The organism is Anaerococcus sp., assembly GCF_022770135.1.
Classification (GTDB): Bacteria; Bacillota; Clostridia; order Tissierellales; family Peptoniphilaceae; genus Anaerococcus.
In genome coordinates, this window is record NZ_JALEIL010000063.1 from 1 (window position 1) to 5845 (window position 5845).

The window sequence follows — 5845 nt, forward strand, 5'->3', positions numbered from 1 at the left end:
CCTTAAAATAATCTTTGTATTTTTCTTTAACTTGCATATTACTCCAATCATGAAAAAAGGAGATGATTTAATCATCTCCTCTTAGTTTTCTAAGATTTATTCGTCTTCGCCTTCTAGTAATCCTTCATTACCTTGTTCAGATAATGCTTGTTCTAGTAGGTTACCTAAATTGTTATTTAGATCGTCATCACCAAATGAAGCAGAATTATCTCTTTCTGGTCTTCTTCTTGGTCTATCGTTATTTCTTGGAGCTCTCTTAGCTCTTCTTTCTGGTCTTTCTGGAGCTTCCTTAAGAGCTTTAATGCTTAGGCCAACTTTTTCTTCATCTGTATCGATGCTTATGATCTTAACTTCGATTTCATCACCAACGTTAAGTTCATCAGATGGCTTTTCAACATGTTCCCATGAAATTTCTGAAACGTGAACTAATCCTTCAACTCCGTCTGCTACTTCAACGAAAGCACCAAAGTCAAGTAGGTTAACAACCTTACCAGTTACAACATCACCAACTTCGTGTTGGTTAACGAATGCTTCAAATGGTTTTTCTAGAAGTTGTTTACGTCCAAGAGAAATTCTGTTCTTATCTTGATTTAATTTTAGGATTTTAACTTCGATTTCATCACCAACGTTTAGTACATCAGATGGGTGTTCAACTCTGCTCCAAGCGATGTCTGATACGTGTAGGAGTCCATCAAGGCCATTTACTTCAACGAAAGCACCGAAGTCTGTAAGTCTTGCAACTTTTCCAGTTACTACTTGTCCTTCTTCAAGTTCTTCCCATAGTCCGTCAAGTTCATCTTCAACTACTTCTTTTCTAGAAAGAACTAGTCTATTTTTTCTTTCATCGATGCTGATGATTTTTAGATCCCACTCTTCTCCAACGAATTTCTTGAAGTTTTTAACAAAGTATGTTGCAATTTGGCTTGCAGGAACAAAACCATTTATTCCTTCAACATTAACAGTAAGACCACCTTTGTTAAATCCACTTACTACTCCGTGAACTAACTCGTCGTTTTCAGCCTTTTCTGCTAGGTCTTTCCATACCTTCATTCCTTCAACTCTTCTTGTAGAAAGTGAAACATTGCCTTCACCGTCATCTAATTTGATAACGAATACGTCAATCTCATCACCTACGTTAAAACTGTTTTTTGGATCTTTTGCTTCTTCTTCTGTCATTTCGTCTAGTTTGATAATTCCATCAGCTCTAAATTGAATGTCAACGAATACTTCATCATCCTTAACATCAATAACTGTACCCTTTACGATTTCCTTTGGGTAAATCTTCTTTAAACTATCCTCTAGACTGTTCATAAATTCTTCTTTTGTGAATTCATCCATACTACTTACTACCTCCTCGATAATCTCATCAGGTGTAGAGGCACCTGCGATTATACCAACTTTTTTAAATTTAGAGAGCTTTTGCAAAGGTAGATCTTTAACAGTTTCAATCCTAAAAACATTTTTACAATACATATTAGCTACTTGATATAGCTTATTTGTATTAGAACTATTAAAACCACCAGCTACAATCATGCAATCAACTTCCTTAGCTAAGGATTTGGCTGCTTGTTGCCTATTTTCAGTTGCTTTACATATTGTGTTTTCTATTACTACACTATCATTATTTTCTTTTAACTTGTTAGCAATATCATAAAAATAATCAAGCCTATTTGTAGTTTGACTAACAACATAGAGCTTGTTATTACATTTTATATTTTTTGCTTCAGTCTCATCTGAAACTATTATACCATTGTTTAGGAAAGATTCCATAGCAATTATTTCAGGATGTGTTTTATCTCCAACAATAACTACCTGGTATCCATCATTTTCCTTCTCTATAATCTTTTTATAAATATTGTTTAGTACTGGACAAGTAGCATCTACTACTTCATTACCATTTGCTAAAAGCTTCTCTTTAAAGTCGGCACTTTCTCCGTGCGCCCTAATAAGAATAGTAGAATCCTTTATCTTTAGAGCTTCTTTCTTATTAACAACTTTTAGTCCTTCATTTTCTAATTTCTCGACTAATTGCGGATTATGTATCAAAGGCCCTACACAGTAGCGCTTGCCTTCCTTCTTTATTGCTTCTTCGGCAAGCTCTACCGACCTTCTTACACCACCGCAAAATCCTGAGTATTTTGCAATAATTATTTCCATTGATTCTCACTTTCCACAATCGTGTGATGCTCATAGATTTTATCATAAACCCTATCTGTCATCTTCTTCATAGCTTCTTTGTTCTTAAGGGAAGCGAATTCATTAACAGCTATAGGTTTTTTTATCAAAATTTCACTTTTTCTAAATGGCTTGTAAGTAGAAATTATCTCTACTGGCATTATATCGGCTTTTGCTTTTAAGGCGATAAATGCAACACCATCTTTAACATTCTCTCTCTTAGCTTCTTTAACCCTAGTTCCTTCAGGGAAAATCCCAAGAATCTTCTCTTCATTAACCAATGCTACAGAAGCTCTCAAAGCTTTTAAGTCTCGCCCAAATCTATCTACTGGAAAAGCTCCAAGGGCTTTTAGAAATCCTCCTACAAAAGGCTTATCAAAAAGTTCTTTCTTAGCCATAAAATAGATTCTCTGAGGTAAACTTATTGCTAAAAATATAGGATCCAACAAAGACTTATGGTTAGCGCATACGATAATTTTATCTGTTTCTTCGATATTTTCAAGACCCTTTACTTTAATCCTAAAGATAGGTATACATATTATTTTTAAAAGCACTACTAAAAAATTATATAACATCTTCACTATCCATCTTATCTAAAATCATATCTATCGTCTCTTCAATATTTAAGTCAGAATTATCAATCAAGCATGCGTCTTCTGCTTTTCTTAAAGGAGATGTCTCTCTATTTGAATCATATTCGTCTCTTTCTATTATAGATTTTTCTAATTCATCTAAGCTTAAGTCAGATTCGTTTTGATCAAATCTCCTAATAGCTCTTACCCTTGGACTTGCTGTTAGGAAGAACTTATACTTGGCATTAGGAAAAACAACTGTTCCTATATCTCTACCATCTAGGATAAAGCTTGTGTTTTTTGCAATTTGTCTTTGCATATCAACAAGTTTTCTTCTAACATCTTCATTAGCTGAAACCCATGATACGTTTTTGGTCACTATATCACTTCTTATTTCCTTACTAACGTCATCACCGTTAAGGAAAATGGCTCCTTCATTAAAATCAATTTGAATATTTTCTAAATTTTTAACGATTTTATCCAAGTCACTTTCTTTTATATTCTTGTCCAAGAAATATTTGGTTACAGCCCTATACATGGAGCCTGTATTTAAATACTCTATTCCTAATCTCTCTGACAATTCTTGAGCAATTGTTGATTTCCCTGATCCGCTTGGTCCATCAAGTGCTATTATATATTTCATATCTTCTCCTTTATGGCTAAACTTGCTGCGTAGGCTGTAGTGAAGGCAATCTGTAAATTAAAACCTCCTGTTAGAGCATCAATATCCAGGACTTCTCCTATAAAGTATAAATCCTTAACTAGTTTTGATTCCATAGTTTTAGGATTAATTTCTTTTAGATCAACTCCTCCACTAGTTATCACAGCATTGTTGAAATTTTCTTTTTGACTTATTTTTAAATCAAAAGCTTTCATTAAGTCCAATATTCTCTTCCTATCTTCTCGGCTTACTTCGCTTACTTTCATGTCTTTATTAATTTTTAATCTATCAATTAAAATTGATACCAGCTGATCATTTAATAGTATATTTAAAACATTTGACAAATTCTTTCTACTATTATCTTCAAAGATGGATATTAATTTTTTATCAAGCATCTCATAAGTATATTCAGGAAGAAAATCTATTGATAAAATTTTCAAATGATCCCTTGCCGCTAGGGCTTGAATCTTAAGGGCAGCTGGTCCTGTAATAAAGTTTGGGGTAAGCATAATATCCCCTCTTATCTCATAAGTTTTTTCTTTCGTTTTTAGACAAAGTTTCTTATCAGATAGACTTAAGGCCTTTACATTTATTCTATCCTCTAGATAAAGAGGCATAAGAGAGGCTTTTGTATTTATTATCTTATGGCCAAAGCTCCTAGCAAAAGTATATCCATCTCCTGTTGAGCCTGTTTTGGGATAAGTTCGGCCTCCTGTTGCAATAATTAGGCTATCAAACTCATATTTCCCCCTAGATGTTTCTAGCAAAAAACAATCTGATTTTTCTATCTTTTCAACCTCAGTCTTTGGTATAAATCTAATTCCTTTTTCTCTAATCAAACTTTCAAAAAGACAAATAATTTCACTAGATTTCGAAGATTTAGGAAATACTTTATCGTCTTCTTCTATTACTGTTTCGATCCCTTCCTTATTCAAAAAATCAATCATGGAAAAGTTGTCAAATCTAGAAAATGCAGAGTATAAGAAATTCTTATTCCTTATGATATTTTCCAAAAATTCATCGTAATAATTGGCGTTTGTTACATTACATCTGCCATTTCCAGTAATTTTTAGCTTCTCACCTATTTGATTGTTTTTGTCTAATAAGTAGACTTGGTTATTTTCATTTTTTATATTTATAGCTGCAAAGACTCCCGCAGGGCCTGCACCTATTATTCCTATCTTTCTCATATATAAATTTTACCATAAAAAAAGAGATAGACCTCTATCCCCTCGTTTTTCTTACAAAATCCATCTCAGTCTGATCAAAGTTTCTTTTCTCGTAAGGCTTCATTCCATCAAGCTTAATAGGTCCTATGCTGATTCTTTTAAGCATCCTTACCTCGCTTGAAAAGTAGGCGAACATCCTTCTAATTTGTCTATTGTAGCCTTGATGAATTATAACTTTGTAGGTTTTATTCCCCTTATCAATCAAGTCAATCCTAGAATCAGAAGTTATTTCAGAGTTTCCTATGTCAATCCCAGATTCGAATTGTTGACATTCTTTCTTATTTAATAATCGATTCACCCTAACTATGTAGGTCTTATCAAGTTTCTTACTAGGATGAATTATTTGATTAGTAAAGATGCCATCATTTGTGATTATTAATAATCCCTCACTGTCTTTATCTAACCTTCCTGCAGCGAAAAATCTTTGATCTAGCTTTACTAAATCATTTAAGTCACGGTCGTTGTAAGGGTCGAAGTTACTAGTAATATATCCTCTCGGCTTATACAATTTGATGTAGATTTTTTCTTCAATCTCTAAAATCTCTCCATCAATTTCAACTATATCAGATTCCTTTATATCAAGGCCTAGCTCATATGTAAGCTTTCCATTAACTTTAACCTTGCCATTTTTTACAAGTTCATCGGCCTTTCTCCTTGAGGTATATCCACTTCTTGCTATATACTTATTAATCCTCATAGATATCTCCATCTAAATTAATTTCTGGAAGTTCTTCTAGGGAAGAAATATTAAAATATTTAAGAAAGTCTGTGGTTGTGATGTAAATAATAGGCTTTCCAATCTTATCAAGTCTTCCATTTTCTGCAATTAGTCCTCTAGCTATCAAAGAATCTATGGTAGATTGGGAGTTAACACCCCTTATCTTATCGATCTCTGCTCTGGTAATGGGCTGTTTGTAAGCGATAATTGATAGAGTCTCTAAGGTTGAAGTGGAGAGTTTTTTTTCAGATTTTTTGATTACTTTTTCAAAATATTTGTCATGGCAAGATCTCGAAGTGAATTGATAAGACTTATCGAATTGTCTGATTACGAGGCCGGACTTTTTTGAATTTCTCTCCTCAATTAGCTCTTCAAGAGCAACTTTAATATCCTTCTTAGCAAAGTCAAAAATTATAGCAGAAAGATCTTCCAAATCTATAGGCTCTGCCCAAATGTATAAAATTTCTTCAATTAGTCCTTTAAGATATTC

General features: G+C 33.3%; 6 protein-coding genes. All 6 read right to left on the bottom strand.

Features of this window, described 5'->3' with window-relative positions; all coding sequences use genetic code 11:
• Positions 1-96: 96 nt before the first annotated feature.
• On the bottom strand, positions 97-2157 hold the full coding sequence (locus tag MRZ08_RS02840; protein ID WP_297379048.1) for a bifunctional 4-hydroxy-3-methylbut-2-enyl diphosphate reductase/30S ribosomal protein S1: 2061 nt from the start codon (positions 2155-2157) through the stop codon (positions 97-99).
• Positions 2148-2750, bottom strand: coding sequence for a lysophospholipid acyltransferase family protein (locus MRZ08_RS02845; protein WP_297379050.1), 603 nt, complete (start codon positions 2748-2750; stop codon positions 2148-2150). Before MRZ08_RS02845 ends, MRZ08_RS02840 begins: the two co-directional genes overlap by 10 nt.
• Positions 2740-3390 (bottom strand): (d)CMP kinase, encoded by a 651-nt coding sequence (gene cmk, locus MRZ08_RS02850; RefSeq protein ID WP_297379052.1) that lies wholly within the window; start codon positions 3388-3390, stop codon positions 2740-2742. The genes MRZ08_RS02845 and cmk overlap by 11 nt, the downstream gene beginning before the upstream one ends.
• Entirely contained in the window at positions 3387-4598 is a 1212-nt protein-coding gene (locus MRZ08_RS02855; RefSeq protein ID WP_297379055.1) for an NAD(P)/FAD-dependent oxidoreductase, read from the bottom strand. Before MRZ08_RS02855 ends, cmk begins: the two co-directional genes overlap by 4 nt.
• A 34-nt stretch (positions 4599-4632) precedes the next feature.
• The gene (locus MRZ08_RS02860; RefSeq protein WP_297379057.1) at positions 4633-5334 is read right to left on the bottom strand and encodes a pseudouridine synthase; all 702 of its coding nucleotides are present in this window, start codon (positions 5332-5334) and stop codon (positions 4633-4635) included.
• Positions 5324-5845: SMC-Scp complex subunit ScpB (scpB, locus tag MRZ08_RS02865; RefSeq protein WP_297379059.1), on the bottom strand; the 522-nt coding region annotated here is incomplete at its 5' end. The genes scpB and MRZ08_RS02860, both read right to left, overlap by 11 nt.

Excerpts from the sequence above, each read along its gene's own strand:
- MRZ08_RS02840 (WP_297379048.1), bottom strand. The coding sequence starts at position 2,157 with ATGGAAATAATTATTGCAAAATACTCAGGATTTTGCGGTGGTGTAAGA.
- MRZ08_RS02845 (WP_297379050.1), bottom strand. The coding sequence starts at position 2,750 with ATGTTATATAATTTTTTAGTAGTGCTTTTAAAAATAATATGTATACCT.
- cmk (WP_297379052.1), bottom strand. The coding sequence starts at position 3,390 with ATGAAATATATAATAGCACTTGATGGACCAAGCGGATCAGGGAAATCA.
- MRZ08_RS02855 (WP_297379055.1), bottom strand. The coding sequence starts at position 4,598 with ATGAGAAAGATAGGAATAATAGGTGCAGGCCCTGCGGGAGTCTTTGCA.
- MRZ08_RS02860 (WP_297379057.1), bottom strand. The coding sequence starts at position 5,334 with ATGAGGATTAATAAGTATATAGCAAGAAGTGGATATACCTCAAGGAGA.